General features: G+C 61.5%; 20 protein-coding genes and 1 pseudogene. 13 read left to right on the top strand and 8 right to left on the bottom strand.

Annotated elements, in window-relative coordinates:
- Positions 1–12: 12 nt before the first annotated feature.
- Positions 13–627, bottom strand: coding sequence for a response regulator transcription factor (locus EV679_RS09820; protein ID WP_068372182.1), 615 nt, complete (start codon positions 625–627; stop codon positions 13–15).
- On the bottom strand, positions 624–2,378 hold the full coding sequence (locus EV679_RS09815; protein WP_068372185.1) for a PAS domain-containing sensor histidine kinase: 1,755 nt from the start codon (positions 2,376–2,378) through the stop codon (positions 624–626). Before EV679_RS09815 ends, EV679_RS09820 begins: the two co-directional genes overlap by 4 nt.
- Before the next feature lie 572 nt (positions 2,379–2,950).
- Here EV679_RS09815 and aceE point away from each other — a divergent pair.
- From aceE to lpdA, 3 genes are read left to right on the top strand one after another with little or no spacing between them, the layout of a single operon-like run.
- Positions 2,951–5,656: a pyruvate dehydrogenase (acetyl-transferring), homodimeric type gene (aceE, locus tag EV679_RS09810; RefSeq protein WP_068372186.1), complete on the top strand. Its 2,706-nt coding sequence runs from the start codon at positions 2,951–2,953 to the stop codon at positions 5,654–5,656.
- A 14-nt stretch (positions 5,657–5,670) separates the two neighbouring features.
- Complete coding sequence (aceF, locus tag EV679_RS09805) at positions 5,671–7,014, top strand: dihydrolipoyllysine-residue acetyltransferase (protein WP_242611453.1); 1,344 nt, start codon at positions 5,671–5,673, stop codon at positions 7,012–7,014.
- A 10-nt stretch (positions 7,015–7,024) separates the two neighbouring features.
- Positions 7,025–8,806, top strand: a complete 1,782-nt coding sequence (lpdA, locus tag EV679_RS09800; RefSeq protein WP_130487078.1) for a dihydrolipoyl dehydrogenase — start codon at positions 7,025–7,027, stop codon at positions 8,804–8,806.
- 211 nt (positions 8,807–9,017) lie between these two features.
- On the opposite strand, the gene EV679_RS09795 is transcribed toward lpdA, so the two are convergent.
- The 4 genes from EV679_RS09795 to EV679_RS09780 all read right to left on the bottom strand — a co-directional run bounded on the left by EV679_RS09795 (position 9,018) and on the right by EV679_RS09780 (position 12,564).
- The gene (locus EV679_RS09795) at positions 9,018–10,226 is read right to left on the bottom strand and encodes an MFS transporter (RefSeq protein WP_130487077.1); all 1,209 of its coding nucleotides are present in this window, start codon (positions 10,224–10,226) and stop codon (positions 9,018–9,020) included.
- Positions 10,223–11,116: an NAD(P)-dependent oxidoreductase gene (locus tag EV679_RS09790; protein ID WP_130487076.1), complete on the bottom strand. Its 894-nt coding sequence runs from the start codon at positions 11,114–11,116 to the stop codon at positions 10,223–10,225. The genes EV679_RS09795 and EV679_RS09790 overlap by 4 nt, the downstream gene beginning before the upstream one ends.
- Positions 11,117–11,223: 107 nt before the next feature.
- Positions 11,224–11,805 carry a TetR/AcrR family transcriptional regulator gene (locus EV679_RS09785; protein ID WP_130487075.1) on the bottom strand — a complete coding sequence of 194 codons (582 nt, stop codon included), beginning with the start codon at positions 11,803–11,805 and terminating at the stop codon, positions 11,224–11,226.
- 135 nt (positions 11,806–11,940) lie between these two features.
- Complete coding sequence (locus EV679_RS09780; RefSeq protein ID WP_130487074.1) at positions 11,941–12,564, bottom strand: glutathione S-transferase family protein; 624 nt, start codon at positions 12,562–12,564, stop codon at positions 11,941–11,943.
- Positions 12,565–12,692: 128 nt separating this feature from the next.
- On the opposite strand from EV679_RS09780, the gene EV679_RS09775 reads away from it, so the two are divergent.
- From EV679_RS09775 to EV679_RS09745, 7 genes and pseudogenes are all read left to right on the top strand, one after another.
- Complete coding sequence (locus EV679_RS09775) at positions 12,693–13,583, top strand: LysR substrate-binding domain-containing protein (RefSeq protein WP_130487073.1); 891 nt, start codon at positions 12,693–12,695, stop codon at positions 13,581–13,583.
- Between the two features lie 204 nt (positions 13,584–13,787).
- A complete protein-coding gene (gene folC / locus EV679_RS09770; protein ID WP_130487072.1) occupies positions 13,788–15,107 on the top strand; it encodes a bifunctional tetrahydrofolate synthase/dihydrofolate synthase in 1,320 nt (439 codons plus the stop codon).
- Between the two features lie 56 nt (positions 15,108–15,163).
- Complete coding sequence (locus EV679_RS09765; protein ID WP_130487071.1) at positions 15,164–16,024, top strand: SPOR domain-containing protein; 861 nt, start codon at positions 15,164–15,166, stop codon at positions 16,022–16,024.
- Positions 16,025–16,208: 184 nt separating this feature from the next.
- Positions 16,209–16,691 (top strand): annotated as a pseudogene (locus EV679_RS09760) (CvpA family protein); the annotation flags it as partial.
- A 264-nt stretch (positions 16,692–16,955) separates the two neighbouring features.
- Positions 16,956–18,470, top strand: a complete 1,515-nt coding sequence (purF, locus tag EV679_RS09755) for an amidophosphoribosyltransferase (RefSeq protein WP_068372200.1) — start codon at positions 16,956–16,958, stop codon at positions 18,468–18,470.
- A gap of 59 nt (positions 18,471–18,529) precedes the next feature.
- Positions 18,530–19,129, top strand: a complete 600-nt coding sequence (locus EV679_RS09750) for a hypothetical protein (RefSeq protein ID WP_130487070.1) — start codon at positions 18,530–18,532, stop codon at positions 19,127–19,129.
- A gap of 42 nt (positions 19,130–19,171) precedes the next feature.
- Entirely contained in the window at positions 19,172–19,576 is a 405-nt protein-coding gene (locus tag EV679_RS09745) for a DoxX family protein (protein ID WP_068372548.1), read from the top strand.
- 125 nt (positions 19,577–19,701) lie between these two features.
- Here EV679_RS09745 and arsC read toward each other — a convergent pair whose 3' ends face one another.
- Together arsC and EV679_RS09735 are read right to left on the bottom strand one after the other, a co-directional pair.
- Positions 19,702–20,067, bottom strand: coding sequence for an arsenate reductase (glutaredoxin) (gene arsC, locus EV679_RS09740; RefSeq protein WP_165390015.1), 366 nt, complete (start codon positions 20,065–20,067; stop codon positions 19,702–19,704).
- Positions 20,064–20,390: a tetratricopeptide repeat protein gene (locus EV679_RS09735; RefSeq protein ID WP_083969645.1), complete on the bottom strand. Its 327-nt coding sequence runs from the start codon at positions 20,388–20,390 to the stop codon at positions 20,064–20,066. Before EV679_RS09735 ends, arsC begins: the two co-directional genes overlap by 4 nt.
- Before the next feature lie 160 nt (positions 20,391–20,550).
- On the opposite strand from EV679_RS09735, the gene EV679_RS09730 reads away from it, so the two are divergent.
- The 3 genes from EV679_RS09730 to EV679_RS09720 all read left to right on the top strand — a co-directional run bounded on the left by EV679_RS09730 (position 20,551) and on the right by EV679_RS09720 (position 23,211).
- Positions 20,551–21,189, top strand: coding sequence for a glutathione binding-like protein (locus EV679_RS09730; RefSeq protein ID WP_130487068.1), 639 nt, complete (start codon positions 20,551–20,553; stop codon positions 21,187–21,189).
- A 72-nt stretch (positions 21,190–21,261) separates the two neighbouring features.
- Positions 21,262–22,101, top strand: coding sequence for an RsiV family protein (locus tag EV679_RS09725; RefSeq protein WP_130487067.1), 840 nt, complete (start codon positions 21,262–21,264; stop codon positions 22,099–22,101).
- 297 nt (positions 22,102–22,398) lie between these two features.
- Positions 22,399–23,211 carry an alpha/beta fold hydrolase gene (locus tag EV679_RS09720; RefSeq protein WP_165390014.1) on the top strand — a complete coding sequence of 271 codons (813 nt, stop codon included), beginning with the start codon at positions 22,399–22,401 and terminating at the stop codon, positions 23,209–23,211.
- Positions 23,212–23,304: the final 93 nt, after the last annotated feature.

Here is a 23,304-nt window from a genome sequence, read left to right as displayed (position 1 = left end):
TGGGACTATCCGTTAATTGTTGTTCAGGGCCACCTTCATCAGGTCGGCCACAGTGGTTACTTGAAGTTTTTCCATGATGTTGGCGCGATGCGCCTCGACGGTCTTGATGCTGATGCCAAGATCGTCAGCAATCTGCTTGTTCAGGCGGCCGGCGACGATGCGCTCAAGCACTTGCTGTTCGCGCGCGGTCAGGCGGCCCAGCATGGCTTCACGGTTGCGGCGGGTCTGAACCTGGTCGTGGCGTTCCGCGGCCTGTTCCAGCATCCGGCCCACAATCTGGCGCAGGTCGGATTCATTGAAGGGTTTTTCCAGGAAGTCGGCTGCGCCTTTCTTCATGCTGGCCACGGCCATGGGCACGTCGCCGTGGCCCGTGATGAAGATGATGGGAATCGGGGCCTTGCGCGCCAGCAGTTGCTCCTGCAACTCCAGGCCGCTCATGCCGGGCATGCGCACATCGGCGATCAGTACCGCGAGTTGCCCCGGGTCGTACTGGGACAGGAAGACTTCGGCGTTATCGAAGGCTGTCACACGGTAGCCATTGGCTTCGAGCAACCAGCGCAGTGAGTCGCGTACTGCCTCGTCGTCATCAACGATATAAACCATGCCGGCGGACTGGGGGGTGCTCATGCGTGCTTCTCCTCGGACTTAGCCTCTGGCTGGACCGTTTCCGGCGCGGCGCAGGGCAGGGTGAACCTGAATATGGTACCTCCGGTAGGATTGGACTGTGCCCAAAGCCTGCCGTGGTGAGACTCTATTATTGTGCGACAGATATTCAGCCCCATGCCCAGGCCTTCGGACTTGGTGCTGAAAAATGGTTCGAACAGGCGCTGCGGGTCGGCCAGGCCGTGGCCGGCGTCGATGACCGACACCCCGACCAACGCACCTTCCCGGCGCAGTTCCACGCGCAGGATGTCTATCTCGCTGTTTTCCATGGCTTCCAGGCCATTCTTCAGCAGATTGAGCAATACCTGTTCGATCAGGATGGGGTCGGCCAGCACGTTGGGGAGATCTCTTTCGATATCCTGGACGATGCTGATCCGCCGTTTGCGGGCGTCGATATCGGCGAACGCCACGGCATTTTCCAGTATGCCCAGCATGGAAACGCTTTGGCGGCGAGGCTCGCTGCGTTTCACGAATTCGCGGATGCGGCTGATGATCTTGCCGGCGCGTTCGGCCTGCATGGCCGCTTTTTCCAGCGCGGGCAGCAGCGAATCGGGATCGGTGCGCCCAGCACGGACCATCGCGACGGCTCCCATACTATAGTTGGTGATGGCCGTGAGCGGCTGGTTCAGTTCGTGCGCCAGCGACGAAGCCATCTCGCCCATGGTGGTCAGGCGGCTGGTGAGCTGGATTTTCTCACGCTGTACGCGCGAGGCTTCTTCGTGGTCACGCCGTTCAGTGATGTCGCGAGCCACTTGCAGCCTGACTTTGCGGCCGTCCGTCCAGGCCAGGATGCGATGGCGAACTTCGAACCAGCGCTGCGCCGATTGCGAAAAAATTTCTATGGATTCATCGGTGTAGCGGCCGCGCCGGCCGCCCAGCAATTCTTCGTGGCCGTTGGCGTGGGCGCCGAAAACGCGGCGATAAGTGCGGTTGGCGAACAGCAGCTCCATGCCTTCCTGCTTGTCGGACGTCACGGAAATTGCGTCGTCCAGGCCTTCCAGCACCGTCATAAAGCGTTCGTGCGCAGCCGTCAGGGCCTCGCGGATGCGCTTGGGCTCGGTGATGTCCGTCATGGAGGTCATCCAGCCGATCTGCTTGCTGTCCGGGTCCAGCAGCGGGGAAACGTACATGCGGGCGGTGAAGCGCGAACCATCGCGGCGCTGGGCTTCGACTTCCAGGCCGCTGCTGGGCGTGTTGCCGGACAGAACCAGGTCCATCGTGTGCTGGTGGGCCTCGAAGCGACCGGGCACCCAATAAGGGAAGGGGGGCCGCCGGCCGACGAGATCCGCCTCGTTCCAGCCTATCATGCGACAGAAGGCGGGATTGACGTAGGCGATGCGACCATCCATGTCGATCACCCGCATGCCGGTAGACATGGAGTTTTCCATGGCGCGACGGAAACTGGTTTCCGCAATCAGCGCGGCCTCGGCATTCCAGCGGTAACGGGTATAGCGCCACAGCGCCAGCAGGCTGATGACAATGACCACCGACAGGCCGATCACGACCCACAGCAGGCGTTGCTGGCGGATTTCCTGGTCGATGGTGACGAACATGACGCTGTCGTCGCGCAGGTGCTGCAACCAGAAGAAGGCGCCCATCACGCACAAATAGAGTCCCAGCACCAGGACGGGGGTGAGCCAGTACCAGCCGCGCCGGCGGGTGCGCGCATGGTTGTGGAACTGAGTCGTGATGGAAGGTTTGGGCGTACTGGCCATTGTCTCTTTTGTTTCCGATTCGCCGGCATTTTAGAACACGAGCCTGCCGACACGGCACGGAATATGCCATCAAATGAGGGATCGCGCCGCAATCTTGCTGCTGGCGCTGCGGCTGGCGGCGTCCGGGGCTTGCGCCGGAGGACCGGCAGGGGATTGCGGCGCGGTTGCCGACAGGCCGGCGTAACGCGCTGGAACAGCGCTTCGGCCGCGAGAGTCCATTTTTTATATTATGAAATATAATCTCGCTTCGTGAAAAATCGCTTGCTCCGCTACAGTGTCTTTCCTAGAATGCGTTTGCGATAACGATATGCTAGGTTACGAAAGGAAAGCCCCTGGTGTTCATGCCAGCGCTTGCCTGCCACGGTCCTGCGAGGGCTTTTTGCTCAAAGCTTGACGACTGACAAGTTTCGCCCGGTTTCGCATCCCCACGACGCGCAACGGGCGGCGCATGATAGGTAAAGTGGCCAAGATAGCCAGCTCAAGCTGGCAGCCTGGGCAAAGTAGCGCAGAAATCTGGATCAAGCCGGTAACTCCCGGCTTCGCCCGTCCATCCGAAGATAAGGAGACACCTTATGTCCGCACAAGAGAACGTCGATCAAAGCTCGACGGCGCAAGACATCGACAGCCTCGAAACCCAGGAATGGCTTGATGCCCTGGCCGCGGTACTGGAACAGGAGGGGCCGGAACGCGCCCACTTCCTGATTGAACGCCTGATCGACCAGGCACGCCGTTCGGGCGCCCATATTCCTTTTTCGCCCAACACCGCATACGTCAATACGATTCCGGAAGCGCTGCAGCCCGGCCATCCCGGCAACCTCGAACTGGAAGCCCGCATCCGCGCCTACGTGCGCTGGAACGCCATGGCCATGGTCGTGAAGGCCAATCGCCACACGCCGCCCGATGGCGGTGACCTCGGCGGCCACCTGGCTTCGTTCGCGTCGCTGGCTACCATGATTGGCACGGGCCAGAACCATTTCTGGCACGCGGATACCGAAGAGCATGGTGGCGACCTGGTGTACTTCCAGGGCCACTCGTCGCCCGGCATCTATGCTCGCGCCTACCTGGAAGGCCGCCTGAGCGACGAACAGCTGGACAATTTCCGCCAGGAAGTCGATGGCAAGGGCCTGTCGTCCTACCCGCACCCGAAGCTGATGCCGGAATTCTGGCAGTTCCCGACGGTGTCCATGGGCCTGGGCCCCTTGATGGCCATTTACCAGGCCCGTTTCCTGAAGTATCTGCATGCCCGTGGCATCGCCGACACCAGCAAGCGCAAGGTCTGGGTGTTCTGCGGCGACGGCGAAATGGACGAGCCGGAATCCAAGGGCGCAATCAGCCTGGCCGCACGCGAAAAGCTCGACAACCTGATCTTCGTCATCAACTGCAACCTGCAGCGCCTGGACGGCCCTGTGCGTGGCAACGGCAAAATCATCCAGGAACTGGAAGGCGACTTCCGTGGCGCCGGCTGGAACGTGATCAAGCTGATCTGGGGTGGCTACTGGGATCCGCTCCTGGCGCGCGACAAGGAAGGTATCCTGCGCAAGATCATGGAAGACACCGTCGATGGTGAATACCAGGCCTACAAGGCCAACGACGGCAAGTTCGTGCGCGAAAACTTCTTCGCCAAGCACCCCAAGCTGCTGGAAATGGTCGCCCGCATGAGCGACAACGATGTCTGGCGCCTGAATCGTGGCGGCCATGACCCCCATAAGGTCTACGCTGCGTTCAAGTCGGCCACCGAACACGGCGGCCAGCCCACCGTCATCCTGGCCAAGACCATCAAGGGCTATGGGCTGGGCCATGACGGCCAGGCCAAGAACCCGACGCACCAGAAGAAGAAGCTGGATCTGGACGCCATCCGCGAATTCCGCGACCGCTTCAATATCCCGGTGCCGGACGACAAGCTCGAAGAGCTGCCGTACTTCAAGCCTGCCGAAGAATCGGCGGAAATGAAGTACCTGCGCGAACGCCGCGAAGCCCTGGGCGGCTACCTGCCCAAGCGTCGCCGCGTTTCCGACGAAAAGCTGCCCGTGCCTGCCCTGGATACCTTCAAGGCTGTGCTGGAGCCGACCGCCGAAGGCCGCGAGATCTCGACCACGCAGGCGTTCGTGCGCATCCTGAACCAGATTCTGCGCGACAAGAACCTGGGCCCCCGCGTCGTGCCTATCCTGGCCGACGAATCCCGTACCTTCGGTATGGAAGGCCTGTTCCGCCAGATCGGCATCTACGCGCCGGAAGGCCAGAAGTACGTGCCGGTCGATAAAGACCAGGTCATGTACTACAAGGAAGCCGCCAACGGCCAGCTGTTGCAGGAAGGGATCAACGAAGCGGGCGCATTCAGCTCCTGGATCGCCGCGGCAACGTCGTACTCGACGAACAACCGCGTCATGATCCCGTTCTATATCTATTACTCGATGTTCGGGTTCCAGCGTATCGGCGATCTGGCCTGGGCGGCCGGCGACATGCAGGCACGCGGCTTCCTGCTGGGCGGCACTGCCGGCCGTACCACGCTGAACGGCGAAGGCCTGCAGCACGAAGACGGCCACAGCCACATCCAGTCGGCCCTGATCCCGAACTGCGTGTCCTATGACCCGACCTTCGGCCACGAACTGGCCGTCATCATCCAGCGCGGTCTCAAGCGCATGGTAGAAGACCAGGAAAACGTCTTCTACTACATCACGGTGATGAACGAAAACTATGCCCAGCCCGGCCTGAACGAAGGCGACGAGGAAGGCATCATCCGCGGTATGTACAAGCTGAAGGCTGGCGGCGAAGGCAAGCTGCGCGTGCAGTTGCTGGGTTCGGGCACCATCCTGCGCGAATCGCTGGCTGCACAGGACCTGCTGAGCGAAGACTGGGGCGTTGCCGCCGACGTCTGGAGCGTGACCAGCTTCACCGAGCTGCGCCGCGACGGCCTGGATGCCGAGCGCCAGGCCCTGCTGAACCCGGAAGCCGAAGCGCCCAAGCCCTATGTGACCCAGGTGCTGGAGCAAAGCGAAGGCCCGATCGTCGCGTCGACCGACTACATCAAGATGTTCGCCGACCAGATCCGTCCGTTCGTTCCGGAAGGCCGCCGCTATCATGTGCTGGGCACCGACGGCTATGGCCGTTCGGACTACCGCTACAAGCTGCGCGAGCACTTCGAGGTTGATCGTCACTTCATCGTCCTGGCCGCGCTCAAGTCGTTGGCAGACGAAGGCAAGCTGCCGCGCGCCAAGGTGGCCGAAGCCATCAAGAAGTACGGCATCAACCCGAACAAGGCCAATCCGCACTACGCGTAAAGGGGACATAAGACATGAGCAATCTCGTTGAGATCAAAGTGCCGGATATTGGCGACTTCGACAGCGTCGAAGTGATCGAAGTGATGGTCGCCGTTGGCGACACGATCGAAGCCGAGCAAAGCCTGATTACGGTGGAGTCGGACAAGGCCTCGATGGAAATCCCGGCGTCGCAAGGCGGTGTGGTGAAGTCGGTCAAGGTCAATGTCGGCGACAAGGTCAAGGAAGGTTCGGTGATCCTGGAAGTGGAGGCAGGTGCCTCCGCCCAGGCCGCGCCTGCCAAGGCTGAGGCAGCGGCCGCACCGGCCAAGGCCGAAGCCGCGCCAGCCCCAGCGCCTGCCGCAGCCCCCAAGGCTGAAACGGCACCTGCGCCTGTTCAAGCCAGCACCGAAAAGCCGGTGCCTACCGCGGCGCTGGCCCCGGCCGATCTGTCTGGCAACAAGCTTGCCCATGCTTCGCCGTCGGTGCGCAAGTTCGCCCGCGAGCTGGGCGTGGACTTGCTCAAGGTACAAGGCAGCGGCCCCAAGAGCCGTGTCACGCACGACGACGTCCGCAAGTTCGTCAAGCAGGCGCTGTCTGCCGGTGCTGCACCGCAGGCCGGAGCCGTTGCCAGTGCCGATGGCGCTGCGCTGGGCTTGTTGCCCTGGCCGAAGGTGGACTTCACCAAGTTTGGCCCGATCGAAGCCAAGCCGCTGTCGCGCATCAAGAAGATTTCCGGTGCCAACCTGCATCGCAACTGGGTCATGATCCCGCACGTCACCAATAATGACGAAGCGGACATCACGGAACTGGAAGCGCTGCGCGTGACCTTGAACAAGGAATACGAAAAGGCAGGGGTGAAGTTCACCATGCTGGCATTCCTGATCAAGGCCGTGGTTGCTGCACTGAAGAAATTCCCCGAGTTCAACGCCTCCCTGGATGGCGACACCCTGGTGCTCAAGCAGTACTACCACATCGGCTTTGCCGCCGATACGCCCAACGGGCTGGTGGTGCCGGTGATCCGCGATGCCGACCAGAAGGGTATTGTCGAACTGGCCAAGGAAATGTCCGAGCTGGCCAAGAAGGCTCGCGATGGCAAGCTGTCGCCGTCCGAAATGCAGGGCGGCTGCTTCTCCATTTCGTCGCTGGGTGGTATTGGTGGCACGCACTTCACGCCCATCATCAATGCGCCTGAAGTCGCGATCCTGGGGGCTTCCCGTTCGTATCAGAAGCCTGTCTGGGACGGCAAACAATTCGTGCCGCGCCTGACGCTGCCGCTGTCGCTGTCCTACGACCACCGCGTCATCGACGGCGCCGCCGCCGCCCGCTTCAATGCGTACCTGGGCGCGCTGCTGGCCGATTTCCGCCGCATCGCACTGTGAGGACTGGGATATGAGCAATCTTGTTGAGATCAAGGTACCGGATATCGGTGACTTCGACAGCGTCGAAGTGATCGAAGTCCTGGTCGCGGTCGGCGACACGATCGAAGCCGAGCAAAGCCTGATTACGGTGGAGTCGGACAAGGCCTCGATGGAAATCCCGGCGTCGCAAGGCGGTGTGGTGAAGTCGGTCAAGGTCAATGTCGGCGACAAGGTCAAGGAAGGTTCGGTGATCCTGGAAGTGGAGGCAGGCGCCTCCGCCCAGGCCGCGCCTGCCAAGGCTGAGGCAGCGGCCGCTCCGGCCAGGGCCGAAGCCACCTCTGCGCCCGCGGCGGCCAGTGCCGAGCCGGCGCCGCAGGCGGCCAGCTTTGCCGGTTCCGCCGACATCGACGTCGATGTCGTGGTGCTGGGCGCGGGCCCCGGCGGCTACTCCGCTGCGTTCCGCGCAGCGGATCTCGGCCTGAAGGTCGCGCTGGTCGAACGCTACAGCACGCTGGGTGGTGTCTGCCTTAACGTGGGCTGCATTCCGTCCAAGGCGTTGCTGCACAGTGCTTCCATCATCGACGAGGCTCGCGCCCAGGCCGCTCACGGCATCAGCTTCGGCGAACCCGTGATCGACCTGGACAAGCTGCGCAGCTTCAAGGAAGGCGTCATCGCCAAGCTGACTGGCGGTCTGGCCGGCATGGCCAAGGCCCGCAAGGTTGAAGTGGTGCAGGGCACCGGGCTGTTTGCCGACCCGCACCACATCAAGGTGGCGTTGGCGGCGGGCGGTGAAAAAGTGGTGCGATTCAAGCACGCCATTATTGCCGCAGGCAGTCAGTCGGTGAAACTGCCGTTCCTGCCGGATGACCCGCGCGTGGTGGATTCCACCGGTGCGCTGGAACTGCGCAGCCAGCCGAAGAAGATGCTCATCGTCGGCGGTGGCATCATCGGCCTGGAAATGGGCACGGTGTACTCCGCGCTGGGCGCACGCCTGGATGTCGTCGAAATGCAGGATGGCCTGATGCAAGGCGCTGACCGCGATATGGTCAAGGTCTGGCAGAAGCACAATGCTGCGCGTTTCGATAATATCTGGCTGAAGACCAAGACGGTGGGCGCTGAAGCCCGCGAAGATGGCATCTATGTCAGTTTCGAAGGCGAGGGCGCGCCGACCGAGCCGCAACGCTACGACCTGGTACTGCAAGCCGTCGGCCGTCGGCCCAATGGCAACCGCATCGACGCCGACAAGGCCGGCGTGCGTGTCGACGAACGCGGCTTCATCGCCGTGGACGAACAGCTGCGTACCAACGTGCCGCATATCTTCGCCATCGGCGACATCGTCGGCCAGCCCATGCTGGCGCACAAGGCGGTGCATGAGGCGCACGTGGCAGCCGAAGTCATTGCAGGCGAAAAGGCGGCTTTCGAACCGCGCGTCATCCCGTCGGTGGCTTACACCGATCCGGAAGTGGCGTGGGTCGGCCTCACCGAAGATGATGCCAAGAAGCAGGGCGTAAAGATCACCAAGGGCGTGTTCCCCTGGGCTGCTTCCGGCCGTGCGATTGCCAACGGCCGCGACGAAGGCTTCACCAAGCTGATTTTCGACGCCGAGACGCATCGCGTGCTGGGCGGCGGCATCGTCGGCACGCATGCCGGCGACTTGATCAGCGAAGTGGCCCTGGCCGTGGAAATGGGCGCGGACAGCGTGGACATCGGCAAGACCATCCACCCGCACCCGACGTTGGGCGAATCGGTGGGCATGGCGGCCGAAGCCGCCGAAGGCCATTGCACCGATCTGCCGCCGGTACGCAAGAAATAGACCTGCACGGTTAGTCGCGCGGCGCCGCCATTACCGGGGCGCCGGCCTGAATGCCTCCCGCAAGGGAGGCATTTTTCGTTGCTGGCAAGACCTGCTTGCACGGGATGGCGCTGAAGCCAGGAAGACAATAGGTTCGGTCGTTGCACGCGCGAGTCGCGCAGAGGCCCGTGCATTCCGCCAGCAACACAGGTTTTCCTGTGTCGGGCCTGCTTCAGACCGTCATTCGGCGGCCAGGCCGAAACCCATGATGACTGGCCGACCAGGCGACGGCCAGCGCGAGCAACGCCAGCGCGACCAATGCCCAAGGCAGCGAGGCCGCCCCCTGGCGCTCCAGCAAGATGCCGCCGAGCACGCCTCCACCGGCAACCGCCAGATTGAATATCGTCACCAACATGGATTGCGCTACGTCCGCTGCGTCTCCTGATACATCCGCCAGCGCGGTTTGCAGCAGCGTCGGCGCACCGCCGAAGGTCAGGCCCCAGGCGACTACGCCCATGAGAACGGCGCCAACGGACGCGCCCGCCAAACCCAGAACCAGCGCCGCAACAACGAACACCACCAGGCTCGACAGCGTCAGCATGCGCAGATGACGATCGACCAGCAGGCCCGTGCCCCAGATGCCCGCGACGGACGCTGCGCCAAACAGCAGTAATACCGCATCGACACGCTGCCCAAGGCCTGCAGCAGCCAGGTACGGCGCAATGTAGGTGTAGAGCGTGTTATGCGCCAGCATCCAGGCGAACAGCACCAGCAGCACCGGACGCAGGCCAGGCAGGGTGACGACGCGGCGGATGGGCAGACGCTGCCCGGCTGATTGCCCGGCGAAATCAGGCACTGCCAGCCGTACCCACAGGCACAGCAGAAGCGACAGGCCCGACATGATCCAGAAAATGCCGCGCCAGTCGGACAAGGTACCCAGCCAGGTTCCAAGTGGCACGCCAAGCGCCAGCGCGACAGGCTGCCCGACGCCAGCCAGCGCCAGCGCCCGCCCTTGCAAGCGGGGCGGCACCAGCCGCCGGGCATAGCCGGCCAGCAGCCCCCAGATGACGCCGGCGGCCATGCCGGCAACGAAGCGCGCGGCCAGCGTCAACCAGTAATGGCTGGACAGGGCAGTAATGGTGTTGAACACTAGCAGGCTGCCGATAGCCGCCAAGAAAAGAGGGCGGCGATTCCATCCACGTGTCGCGGCGATAAGCGGAATGGCCGCCAGCACCGATCCGAGGGCATACAGCGTTACCAGTTGTCCGGCCAGGGCTTCGGAGACTCCGAGGCCGCGCCCGATTTGCGGCAACAGCCCAGCGGGCATGGTTTCCGTCATGATGGTGATGAAACCGGCCATTGTGAAGGCCAGCAGCTTTCCGACAGGCAAGCCAGCGGTATGGGACGCAGGCAGGGCAGCATCTTGTTCAGCGCGGCTCATCCGGTGATTGCTCCAGAGAGGGGGCCGCCTGCGAGATAAGAGGCGGCCATGTCCTTGTCGCCGTGCCCTGCAGCCAGGACACGTTCAAAACGCCCCAGCCCGGCCTGTGCGCCATCCAGTTGTATGCCCGAGCGTTTTGCGGCATCCACGATCAGACGGGCATCCTTCGTGGCATTTGCAATGGAAAAACTGGTGCTGTAATCGTCCGCCAGAATGGCAGCCGCTTTCACCTGGAAATAGCCGCTGTCCATCGGGCCGCCAGTGACGGCATCCAGCACTAGCGCGGGCGCTACGCCCAGCGCCTTGGCCAGCAGCAGGCTCTCTGCCAGCCCATGCGTCAGCGCGAATGCCCAATTGTTGAGCGCTAGCTTCAGGCGGCTGCTCATGCCTGTTTGCTCCGATACCCAGAGCGTGCGCTTGCCTATGGCGTCGAAGACGGGCTGCACTGCGTCACGCTGCGCGACAGGGCCGGATGCCAGAATGACCAATTGGGCGGCTTCCGCCGGCTGGCGGGTGCCTTGTACCGGCGCGTCGTAAAACACCAGGCCAAATTGACGGGCCAATTCGGCCAGGGTGTCGATACCTTCGACCCCGACCGTGCCCAGTTGCAGCCAGATTGCCCCGGAGCGCAAGGCCGGTGCCGCCGCTTGCAGCACTGCCTGCACGCTGGAGCCGTCCTTGAGTACGGTGATGATAATACTGGCGCCCTGTACGGCTTCGGCTGGGCTGTTGAAGGCCAGGATGCCTGGCGCAGCCAATGCCTGCGCCTTGGGCTTCGTGCGATTCCAGGCGTGTACCGTGAATCCGCGCTTGTTCAAGTTGCGCGCAATCGGGGCGCCTATCAGGCCGGTGCCAAGCACGGCAATGGTGGGAAGTGGGCGTATGCTCATGAGAAGTCCTTGCGATGAACGATAAAAACATATTGGAATGATCATTCCAATATGGCCGAAAGAAAAACCCGAAACGCTGCGCTATGGGCAGCGGCCCGGGCGGGTAGTTATAAAGTGTCTAGTGCTACGTCGATCACATCCATCAGGCATTGCCGGCGCTGAGGGGCCGGGCTGCCTTTACCAAGCACCCGCATTCCCTGCGCAGTGTTGACGAAGAAACGCGCCAGGGCGTGGGCGGGCCTGACAGCGGCCAAGGTGCCTGATTGCTGCCCGCGTTGAATCAATTTCTCCAGTGCTGCTTGCAGACGCTGGAAGTTGTGCATCACCAGCTCGGCCACGGCTTCGTCATGGCCAGCCAGCTCCAGCGTGGCGTTGGCAACCAGGCAACCACGTTTCTGCGGGTCGCCCAGTTCATCTTCGGCAATGCGCATCAGGAACTGCCGGATCAGGTCCTTTGGGGCTCCTGGGCCAGACAACAACGTCACGTTGGCAGTAGTCACTGCCTCATAGCGGCGCAGCGCCTGTTGATACAGCCCCTGCTTGTTCTCGAAAGTGCTGTACAGGCTGCTGCGCGACAGCCCGGTGCCTTCTACCAGATCCTGTACCGAGGTGGCGGCATAGCCGCGCAACCAGAATACGCGCATCGCGGCATCGGCGATTTCGTCGGGTTCGAACTCTTTGCTACGCATGGCATCAACTTATTTGGAATGATCGTTCCAAATAATATAAAGTGTGGGCAGGAGGGCGTCAAGCGCTGGACGATACCGATGCGCCCGCAACGGGTAAATGGCTGTCGTCGGAAGGCATCGCGCTGTCTGGCTGTTTCATGCGCCGGTTGCCGGTGTTGGCAAGGTGATGCCTTTGCGTACGGCTGGCCGCTGCGCCACGCGTTCATGCCAGGCTGACAGGTGCGGGTAGCGGCTGAAATCGAAGTTGATGATGCGCGCAATATGTGTCCAGCCGAAATGTGCGATATCGGCAATCGAGTAATCCTCCCCGGCCAGATAAATATGCCGGGCCAGGTGGCTGTCCAGCACGGAGAAGACGCTGTTCGTCAGGCTTTGAAAGCGTTCAATGGCGGTGGGGTTCCTGTCCGTGGCGAACAGCTCGAAATGTACCCGCTGCCCGATGATCGGGCCGACGCTGGATGCATGAAACTGCAGCCATTTGATCGCTTCCCAACGTGCCGCTGGCTGTAACGGCAGCAGCCGGCCACTTTTTTCTGCCAGGTAGAGCAAAATGGCCGCCGATTCGAACAGCGTGATACCGGTTTCGGTATCGACAATGACGGGAATGCGTCCGTGGGGATTGAGGGCCAAAAATGCCGGCTGCCGATGCTCGCCAGCATCGATGCGGACATGATGCAAGCGGTAGGGCAGTGCCAGCTCCTCAAGGGCGATTGTCACTTTGAAGCCATTGGGGGAACTATCGGTGTACAGGTTTATCATCTTGCTTTGTCCAGGGTGTAGGATTACTAAATCCATTTCATGTCACTAAGGGCACTGAATCATGACGTTTAAGTGGACAGATCGGAAACGATCATTGTTAATTCAAGGATTAAGGAACACTAAACTCAATGTCGGCCTCACTTCCATTGCAAGCGCTGCGGACCTTTGTTGAGGTCGGGCAGCGGGGCAGCATCAAGGCAGCGGCCGAGGCCCTGCACGTCACTTCCGGTGCGGTCAGCCAGCAAATCAAGCTGCTTGAGGAACGGTTGGGCCTGGTGCTGTTCACACGGGAGCGGCACGGCGTGCGCCTGACAGAGGCAGGTGCCGCCGCTCATCCGGCGCTGCTGGAAGCCTTTGCCCGGATTGAACGGGCCATTGATGCGTTGGAGGCGTTCAAGGGCCGCCAGGCTCTGACAATCAGTACCGTGCCCGCTTTCGCGGCATCCTGGCTGGTCCCGCGTTTGGGGCGCTTCAAGCAGCGCTACCCGCTGATCGAGGTGCGAGTGGAGGCCACGTCTGCCCTGGTGGACCTGCGTCGCGATCGGGTGGATGTGGCGCTACGGCATGGGCTGGGGGAATATCCTGGCCTGGATGTCATGCACTTGATGGCTCCGGTGCTGGTGCCGGTGGCCAGCCCGGCGCTGATGGCAGGCCGCCATGCCTTTGATGCACCGGAAGATTGCCTGGGCTACCCGCTGTTGCACGATGCAGACCGGGCCGACTGGCCGCTCTGGCTGGCTGCGCACGGCGTGGCGGCCGACCCCAGGGCGGAGCGGGGCACGGTGCTTGAGGATGACTATCTGCTGATTCGGGCGGCAGCCGCCGGGCAAGGTCTGGCGCTGGTGCCGCAGGAATATGCGCAGGAGGAAATCGCTGCTGGCCGTCTGGTGCAGGTGCTGGACCGACCCTGGCCGGCACGCTTTGCCTATTACCTGGTGACGCTGCCCGCAGCCGCGCAGCGCCCTGAAGTCAGGGCCTTCATGGACTGGATCAGGCAAGAGGTGCAGGGCGCGGCATAAGCCGCGGCAGGCCACCAGCCTGCCGCCCAGACCGTGACAGGCAGCTTGCCGGGTTTGTGGAGGAGGGCGTCAATCCGCTTTGCATGGCGGCTGCGGCTTGGGTCGGAAGCGGGATAGAATAGAGGATTGATCGCCGCGGTCACGCTGGATAGCGCCGCGCCGGGTATCTCTCTTTTTTGCGCGTTTGCCGCGCCGTGTTCTGCCATGCCTTCCATACTTGATAATGCACAAGCCACTTTGACACAGTGGCTGTCATACCTTGAATCCATTCATGCCAAGCCCATAGACATGGGGCTGGAACGGGTCAAGGAAGTGGCGAAGCGCCTGGATCTTCATTTCGACGCGGTGATATTCACCGTCGCGGGAACCAATGGCAAGGGCTCGACCTGCACCATGCTCGAGGCCATTCTGCAGTCGGCGGGCTATCGGGTGGGCCTGTATACCTCGCCGCATCTGATGGTGTTCAACGAGCGGGCGCGCGTCGACGGGGAGTACGCCACCGACGCCCAGCTGATAGAACACTTCCGCAAGGTCGAGGCCGCACGTGGCGACGTTTCGCTGACCTATTTTGAGTTCACCACGCTGGCGATCCTGAGCCTGTTTGCCGCGTCGCGCCTGGATGCGGTCGTTCTGGAAGTCGGCCTGGGCGGCCGCCTGGACGCCGTCAACATCCTGGACACCGATTGCGCGATCCTGACCAGCGTGGATATCGACCATACGGAATGGCTGGGTGATACGCGCGAGGTCATCGGCTGGGAGAAGGCGCACATCTTCCGCAAGGACAAACCTGCCATTTGCAGCGACCCGCTGCCGCCCGAAAGCGTGGCACGCTACGCCGAAGAAATCGGCGCCGACCTTTGGCAGTTTGGCCGTGATTTCAATTATTCCGGCGACCGCCAGCAGTGGGGATATGGCGGCCGCAGCCAGCGCCGCCGCGCACTGGCTTATCCGGCGCTGCGGGGCGCGAATCAATTGCTCAATGCATCGGCCGCGCTGGCCGCGCTGGAGGCTGTACAGGAACGGTTGCCTGTGCCGCAGCAGGCCGTGCGCGTCGGGCTGTCCCAGGCGTCGTTGCCTGGCCGCTTCCAGATCCTGCCCGGGCAGCCGGCCGTGATCCTGGATGTTGCGCACAACCCGCATGCGGCGGCAGTGCTGGCGCAGAACCTCGACAACATGGGCTACCACCCCTACACCTATGCGGTGCTGGGCATGCTTTCCGACAAGGATCGCGAAGCCGTCATCCGGACCATGGGGCGCCGCATCGACGGCTGGTATTGCGCCACGCTGCAAGGCCCGCGCGGCACGACGGGCGAAGAACTCGCAGCCAAGGTAAGGCAGACGCTGGAAATTCAGGAAGGCAAGGAGGGCGAGCCGGCCGTCCATGCATGTCAGGATGTCCGCACTGCCTTTGCGGCTGCTCGCGAGGCTGCTCAGGACAATGATAGAATCGTTGTGTTCGGATCATTCCTGACGGTCGCCGGGGCACTGGAAGCCCTGGGCCGTACGGCCGGTGTGCGGGCCTGATCCCGCGCACCACCCGATTCCGATTCCTTTTACGACGGACACGACGGACGCATTTCATGGGTTTGTTTTCTCGCCAGAACAAAGACGGCCAGACAGCTTCTTCTGCACGGCGGCAGCGGACAGGTGCGTCCAGTGAATCCCAGGCCAGGTCATTGCGCGTGAAGGCGCGCCGTCGGCTGGCTGGCGCACTGGCGCTGGTACTGGCCGCAGTGGTTGTCCTGCCGATGGTGCTGGACTCCGAGCCGGTACCCGTCGCCACCGACGTTGCCGTCTCCATCCCCGAATTGATCGCACGTCCGGTGGCACCCGCCGTTGTGGCCGATGCTTCCGATGCCACGGCGACACCTGGCTCGGAAGAGACCGAGACCGCCGCGCCGCCCGCTGCGCCGGAAGCGCCTCTGAATCTTCCCCCGGTGACGCCGCCGGCTCGCGTTCCGGCACCGCCCGCGCCGCCGCCCGCCGTCGATACTCAGCGACCGACAACGCCTCCGGCCGAAACCCGTCCGCCCGCACGAACCCCCGCACCAGCGCCCACGCCGGCGCCAGCCACCACGCCCAGCCGCGATTCGCAACGTACCGATGACGGCGCGGTTGCCCTGGCATTGCTGGAAGGGCGCAACGTGCAGTCGTCCAATCGTGCGCCAGCGGCACGTCCGAGCACCAGCCAGGGTGCCGCCCAGCAAGGACGCTTCGTCCTGCAGGTAGCTGCCTATACGACAGAGGCCTCGGCTGCGGCACGTCGCAATGAATTGCATGCCGCTGGCATAACCAACGCCTATGTCGAACCGGTCACCGCTGGCGGCAAACGGCAGTTCCGCTTGCGCGTTGGTCCTTTCCCTTCGCGTGATGCGGCACAGGCCGCCCAGGCCCGCATGCGTACCCTGGGCTACGATAACGGCTTCATCGCACCGCAATAAACACGGCCGCTTACGGTACTAAAGATATCGCAATGATTTCTGCGCTCCTGCTCCTAGGCATGGCGAATATTGCTCCGGCTTCTTCCAAAGACCGCAGCGGGTTCCCGGCCAACCTGGAGCAGGGCTGTCTCCATTTGTTGCCAGCGCATTTTTTCCCTGTCACGCGGGGCTCCAGGAGTTCAACATGACAGCCTATGACATCGTCGTGCTGGTCGTGCTGGGAGCCTCCTGTTTGCTGGGCCTGATACGCGGGCTGCTGAAAGAGGTGCTTTCGCTGGTGGCATTCGCCGCGGCCACCCTTGCTGCCATCTGGTGGGGGCCGCTGATGTACGAATGGCTGGCGCCATACATCGAAGCGCCCATGTTGCGCATGGGATTGGGCTATCTCATTGTTTTCATTGCCGCCTTGCTGCTGGTCGGTCTGTTGAACATGACGCTGGCGGCCTTGGTGCGCACCACCGGCCTGACGCCGGCCGACCACGGCCTGGGTGGCCTGTTCGGCTTGCTGCGTGGCCTGGTGCTGGTGCTTGCCGGTACCGCTATCGCGGGCTACACCCCGATGCCGGAGCAGCCCTGGTGGAAGGACGCCATGTTTTCCGGAACGGCGCAGAATGCCGTGGCCGAAATCACGGCCTGGCTGGGGGTCCATGGGCCGGACTGGTTGCCTGAATGGAAAGAACCAGTACAGCCGCCCGATGCAGGCAAGGGTGCCCTCGAAGCGCTTTCCGGAAGTGTGATATCTGTGCAGGGTATGCAAGGAGGTGCCGCTCAGGGCGCGGGCCTGTGATGGCCTGCCCGAAGCGCGAGCCTCGTTGACTGACACGAGGCGAGGCGGAAAGAATTAATCCGGAGCCTTAGGCTCCAGCAAGTAGTGACGGGAAGGACCCGGCTGTCTGGCGGGAATTTCACGATATATCAACAGGAACCAAGCATGTGTGGAATCGTCGGGGTTGTCGGGCGCAGTCCGGTCAATCAATTGATCTATGACAGTCTGCTGCTTTTGCAGCACCGTGGACAGGATGCCGCCGGCATCGTCACGGTGCACGAAGGCCGCTTCAATATGCACAAGGCCCACGGCCTGGTACGTGATGTTTTCCGAACCCGCAACATGCGTTCGCTGCCCGGCAATGCCGGCCTGGGCCATGTGCGTTATCCGACCGCAGGTTCCAGCGAAAGCGTGGAAGAAGCACAACCGTTCTATGTGAATGCGCCGTTCGGCATCGCGTTTGCGCACAACGGCAACCTGACCAACTGGCGCGAACTGCGTGAATCCCTGTTCCGCATCGACCGTCGCCACATCAATACCAACTCCGATTCCGAAGTGCTGCTCAATGTGCTGGCGCACGAGCTGCAACAGGCTGCCCAGGGCGTATCGCTGGATACCGATGCGATCTTCGCAGCCGTCAAGTCCATGCACCATCGGGTGAAGGGCGCCTATGCCGTCGTGGCCCAGATCTCCGGCTATGGCTTGCTGGCATTCCGCGATCCCAACGGTATTCGTCCGCTGTGCCTGGGCCGTCGCAACGAAGGGAAGGGCGATGAGTGGATGGTGGCATCGGAATCCGTGGCCCTGGTTGGCTGTGGTTTCACGTTCGTACGCGATGTGCAGCCAGGTGAAGCAATCTTCATTGATCTTGACGGCAATGTGTCGCAACAGGGCTTTGATGGTGATGCCGTGCATGCGCCATGCGTATTCGAGTATGTCTATTTTGCACGCCCGGATTCCCTGATGGACGGCGTGTCGGTCTACGATGCACGCCTGCGCATGGGTGAGCACCTGGCCGAAAAAGTGGCGCGTCAACTGCGCCTGGGCGATATCGACGTGGTCATGCCGGTGCCGGATTCCTCGCGCCCTGCAGCCATGCAGCTGGCAGCACGCCTGAGCCTGAGCTATCGCGAAGGCCTGATCAAGAACCGCTACGTGGGCCGTACCTTCATCATGCCTGGACAAGCGGTGCGCAAGAAATCCGTGCGCCAGAAGCTCAATGCCATTGACATGGAATTCCGTGGCAAGAACGTGCTGCTGGTGGATGATTCCATCGTGCGCGGTACCACCAGCCACGAAATCGTGGAGATGGCGCGGGCGGCAGGAGCCAACAAGGTATATATGGCTTCCGCTGCGCCGCCCGTCAGGTTCCCCAACGTCTATGGCATCGACATGCCGACGCAGACAGAATTGATTGCCTACGGCCGCAACGAAGACGAGATTGCCCGCCGTATCGGCGTCGATGCGCTGGTGTACCAGGACCTGGATGCCTTGCACACCTCGATCTCCAGCATCAATCCCGCCTTGCAGGTTTTTGAAGACTCTTGCTTCAGCGGCCGCTACATTACCGGTGATATCGACGAAGCCTATCTGCAGCGTCTGGCCTCCGGACGCGAGGCGGCTCCGGAAGGGGTCGGATTGACATCGGGCAGCAATGACGACGAAAACAGCAACGACTGATTTTTCCTGAAGTCGCCCAGCGAGGCTCTGGGCGTTTTCCGAAACAGCTTTCTGCCGGCATGGTGGAAAGCTGTTTTTATTTTGGCAGCGCAGGCAAGCGGCAGATTATGTCGCCGCGCACCGTGTTCCTGTTCACAGCAACAGAAGAACCCGCGACACAGAAAATAGTTGATCTGGTGTCGACGGATAGACATCCGGGAATGTTTCCGGGAGTTGAGCGCTGGATGGAGGCTTGGATGAAAGGACGGACTGCCGAGGTAGCGGGGATGCTTGCCATGAAGTATCCCCATCCAATACTTTACATAATATACATTATGCGTCGAATGGACATGGGAGAAGCCAGGCCAGAATCCTGTGTTTGTTTGGCACACGCACAGCATTTTCATGCCTCTGCGTTGTCGTCCCAAGTGCTGATGACTGATGCATTGATTCGCAAACCTGCGTACCGTATCCTACGCCGCGCATTCGTGGTTTTCACATCGACTTTCGCGGCCTGCGGCAGCGCATTTTGGACCTGGGTTTGGAGCTGTTTGAATCCACGGCGTGTCGAACCTGATCTGCTTCATCGCCTGCCAGCTTGCTGGTTCAGTGGTCTTGCCAGGACCGTCTGCAAATATTCAAAAACCGGCACTGTCTCCGCCGTGGCCTATCCTCTATGATCATGGTTGCCTTCCAAAACCAATCAATCAAGAACGATGAACATGCTGAAATCCGATGACTTGGGAAAACTGGTACTCAGGCTTGCCGTGGGAATTCTCGTGCTGCTGCACGGCCTGCTGAAAGTCGTCAACGGCGTTGGCGGCCCCGAATCCATGCTGGTGGCCAAAGGATTACCGGGCTGGCTGGCCTATGGCGCCTATCTGGGCGAAGTCCTGGGCCCTATTCTGATCGTCATGGGCACTTATACCCGGGTCGGCGCCCTACTGGTGATCGTCAACATGCTGTTTGCCTTTTTCCTGGCTCACGGCGGCGAGCTGACGCATCTGACGCGTAGCGGCGGCTGGGCTCCGGAATTGCCCGGCATGTTCCTGTTCGGGGCCCTGGCCATTTTCTTCCTGGGGGCCGGACGGTTCAGCCTGTCAGGGGCCGGCGGGCGCTATAACTAATATTATTATTAATATTTTTTATTAAAATCATATAGTTGTATTAAATATCTCATCTTGTTAATGAGGTATTTTCGCAGCGTTCATGCAGGGCATTGGCCTGCATGAACGCTGTTTTTGCCAAACGATCAGGCCGGCAGGATTTCTTCCACGACATCGGCAGGACGGCATAGGCGCGTGCCGCGTTCGGTCACCACGATGGGCCGGTTGATCAGGATGGGATGTGCGGCCATGGCGTCGAGCAAGGCCGATTCCTCGAGCGTGGCATCATCGAGTTTCAGTTCCGTAAACAGCGCTTCCTTGCTGCGTATGGCTTCGCGCACGCTCAGTCCGGCCGCATGAATCAGTGCTTCCAGTCGATCCCGCGCCGGCGGTGTTTTGAGATACTCGATGATTTCCACCTCAAGGCCGGCGTCCTGTAAACGCTGCAATACGGTACGGGACGTGCCGCAACGCGGGTTGTGATAAATCGTCGCTGTTGCCATGGTTTTCATGCTCCTGCTTTGTCCAGGCGTTTGATAAATACCTGCATTTCCTTCACCAGCTGCTTGTCGCCGCGGGCTTCGGCCCGTATGACGCCCTCTTCCCAGGCCATGCGCGCGCCGCTGGTATCGCCCAGCGCCAGCCGGGCGCGGCCCAACCATTTCCACGCAGCGCCGTAATCCGGGTCATGTACCAGTGCGGCTTCCAGCTCCGTCGCGGCTTCCTGGTTGCGTTCCTGCTCCGCATAGGCCTTGCCCAGGCTGAAACGCAGCAAAAGGTTGTCCTGGCCGCCCTTGCGCATGGCTTCGAGACGGGTGAGCAAATCGTTCTGCATCTGTTTTCCTCCCATAGCCATGCGTTCACATTTGCTGAAAATTCAGAGATTTGAACGCATGGACTTGAATGCCTGTCTATACGATACTGTCGAGCAGTCTCGCCCTGGGCGAAACCGGTCATGAGACCGGTGTACTGCCGACTTTTATCCTGGATGAACGATGATTGAACTGTTCTATTGGCCGACTCCGAATGGCCAGAAAATTGCCATTTTCCTGGAAGAAGCAGGCCTGGAATACCGCCTGCAGCCCATCAATATTTCGAAGAACGAACAGTTCCAGCCGCATTTCCTGGCCGTTTCGCCGAATAATCGCATTCCCGCCATTATCGACCACGATCCGGCCGATGGGAAAGCCGCGATTCCTGTGTTCGAGTCGGGCGCCATCCTGGTCTACCTGGCCGAGAAAACCGGGAAATTCCTGTCTCCTGATTTGCGTGAGCGCATGGATGCCTTGCAATGGCTGTTCTGGCAGATGGGCGGGCTTGGCCCGATGGCAGGCCAGAACCATCATTTTTCGGTGTTCGCGCCAGAGAAAGTGCCATATGCCATTGAGCGCTACGTCAAGGAAACCACGCGCCTGTATGGTGTGCTGGAAAAACGCCTGGCTGATCGGCCGTTTGTCGCCGGCGAATACTCTATTGCCGATATGGCGATCTACCCCTGGATCGTGCCTTACGAACGCCAGCAGCAGAATATCGACGATTTCCCCCGCATCAAGGACTGGATGGCGCGTATTGCCGCCCGTCCTGCCGTGCGCCGTGCGTATGAAATCGGTGAAAAGGTGCGCAACGCGGCCTGATCTGTCTGCTTGGGCAGTCTGTACTGCCCCGCTTGCGCGTGACTCATTTTTTTCCCTGGAAGGCCTGCAACAATGAAACAAAATTTCCCGTCTCTGAACCGTTCCTCCCGAAGCCACGCGCTGCTGGCGGCGCCTGCGTTCGTGACCGCACTGTTGCTTGCTGCCTGCGGCAGCACCCCGCCTGCGGATATCGGCGTGACCCCGGTGAAAAGTAGCGCGGCGCTGCCTTACAGCATGGAAAGCTGGAAGGAATTGCCTGAAAGCTGCGACCGCACCCTGAAGAGCTCGGAAGAGCTGTGCGGCAATATCAGCGTGAACATTGCGCGCTACGCCACGCAGCCGGCCCTTAACCGCAGCATAGAAAGCCAGCTGTTGGGCATGCTGGACGGTGGCCAGAACCCATTCCCGTCGATCAAGGCCTTGCGTGCTGCATTCCTGCAAAGCGCCACGCCGCGCGACATGCTGACGCTGAGCGCCAAGCCCTACCGCGAAACGCCTGCGCTGCTGGTCCTGGAGCTGGAAACTGAAGAGTATTCCGGCGGTGCCAATGGCATGTACCAGACCGAATACCTGAATTGGTCTATCCCGCAGCAGCGGGCCTTGACGCTGGATGACGTGCTCGAGCCTGGCGCCAAGCCGCGCTTCGACACCCTGTTGCGCACGGCTTTCGACAATTGGATGGCGGCCAAGAATTTGAGCGAAACCGAATACGCTGAATACGTAAAGACCTGGCCCTACCAGCCCAGCAGTATTTTTGCGCTGGATACGGATGGTGTACGCATCCTTTATCCGCTCTATTCAATCGCGCCGCGTTCTGACGGCATACCGGTATTCAATCTACCTTATTCGGCGCTGGACGGTATCCTGCGCCCCGAGTACCTGCCCACGCCAGCAGCACGCGCAGCGAAGTAGGCCCCGCATCGGCCCTGTGCTGAAATACCGCACAGGGTCGATTCTCATGCACCGCCTGGGCGCCGTCTGCGACGCAAGGTTGAGACGCAACTGTCCGGCTGCCGTCGCGGCATGAGCTCAGCGTGTGAAGTTCAATGATCGCCCAGGCTGCATTACTGGGCATGCGTCCCGGCCAGGCGTGAATATGGGCCGGTGTTGCCTGATGACCGGAATGGTCGCGTGCAGCACCCGACGTTGTGGCCGCAGGACGGTTAAACTGGCGGATTCCAGGCCCTGATGGCCTTTGCTTCATTTCCCATGTCTGCCGATTTCACCCATTTCAATCTGCCCGACACGCTGTCCTGGGCAGGCTTGCGCGCCGGGCACGGCGCGCCGCTGCTGTTTATCCATGGTTCCCTGTGTGATGCGCGCTATTGGCGGGCCCAGGTCACGGAATTTGCCCAACATGGCCGGGATGCCATCGCACCCAGCTTGCGCGCTTATTTTCCGGACAAAGTCCTGCCTGCCCTGTCCTGGGAGCAGGATGTGGAAGACCTGATGCAGCTGGTAGGTGCCCTGCCCGGCAAGGTAGATGTCGTCGCCCATTCCCGTGGCGGCTTGCTGGCGGCCCATCTGGCGCTGAGGATGCCCGAAAAGCTGGGGAAGCTGGTGCTGGTAGAGCCCGCAGGACGCCTGGAAGGCGAAGATAGCGAGGCGCTGCGCCTGGACAAGGCCTTTCGAGACGAGCTTGCCGGGCAATTGCGCGCCGGCATTACCGAGGCCGCAGTGGCAGAATTCGTCGATAGCGTCAGCCGCGCAGGAAGCTGGCGCTACAGTCCAGCCAGTTTTCGCAGGATGGCGCTGGATAACGCTCATACGCTGCCCAGTCAGCTAACGACGGATTTATTGCCGCATTATCAGTCCGCCGATCTGGCAGCGCTGAGCTTGCCCATCCTGCTGATACAGGGGCAGCGCAGTCCGGAGCGTTTCCACCAGACGGTGGCTGCGTTGGCAGCACACCTGCCGAATGCCCGGGTGGTGCAGGTTGACGGTGCTTCCCACGCTGTCAATCTGGCGCATCCGCGCCGTTTCAATGACATCGTACGTGCTTTTCTTGACGGCACGGCCTGAGTACGCAACAACGCGTCCACCGCAATTTGCTTCATCGCAGTTTCAGCAGCACTGAACTGCCTGTGCTACCGGTGGCGCAGCATCAAGCTGGGG

The organism is Kerstersia gyiorum, assembly GCF_004216755.1.
In the GTDB taxonomy this organism is placed as follows: domain Bacteria; phylum Pseudomonadota; class Gammaproteobacteria; order Burkholderiales; family Burkholderiaceae_B; genus Kerstersia; species Kerstersia gyiorum.
Note: the sequence above shows the minus strand (reverse complement) of the source record. Positions and strands in the feature narration are given on the sequence as shown.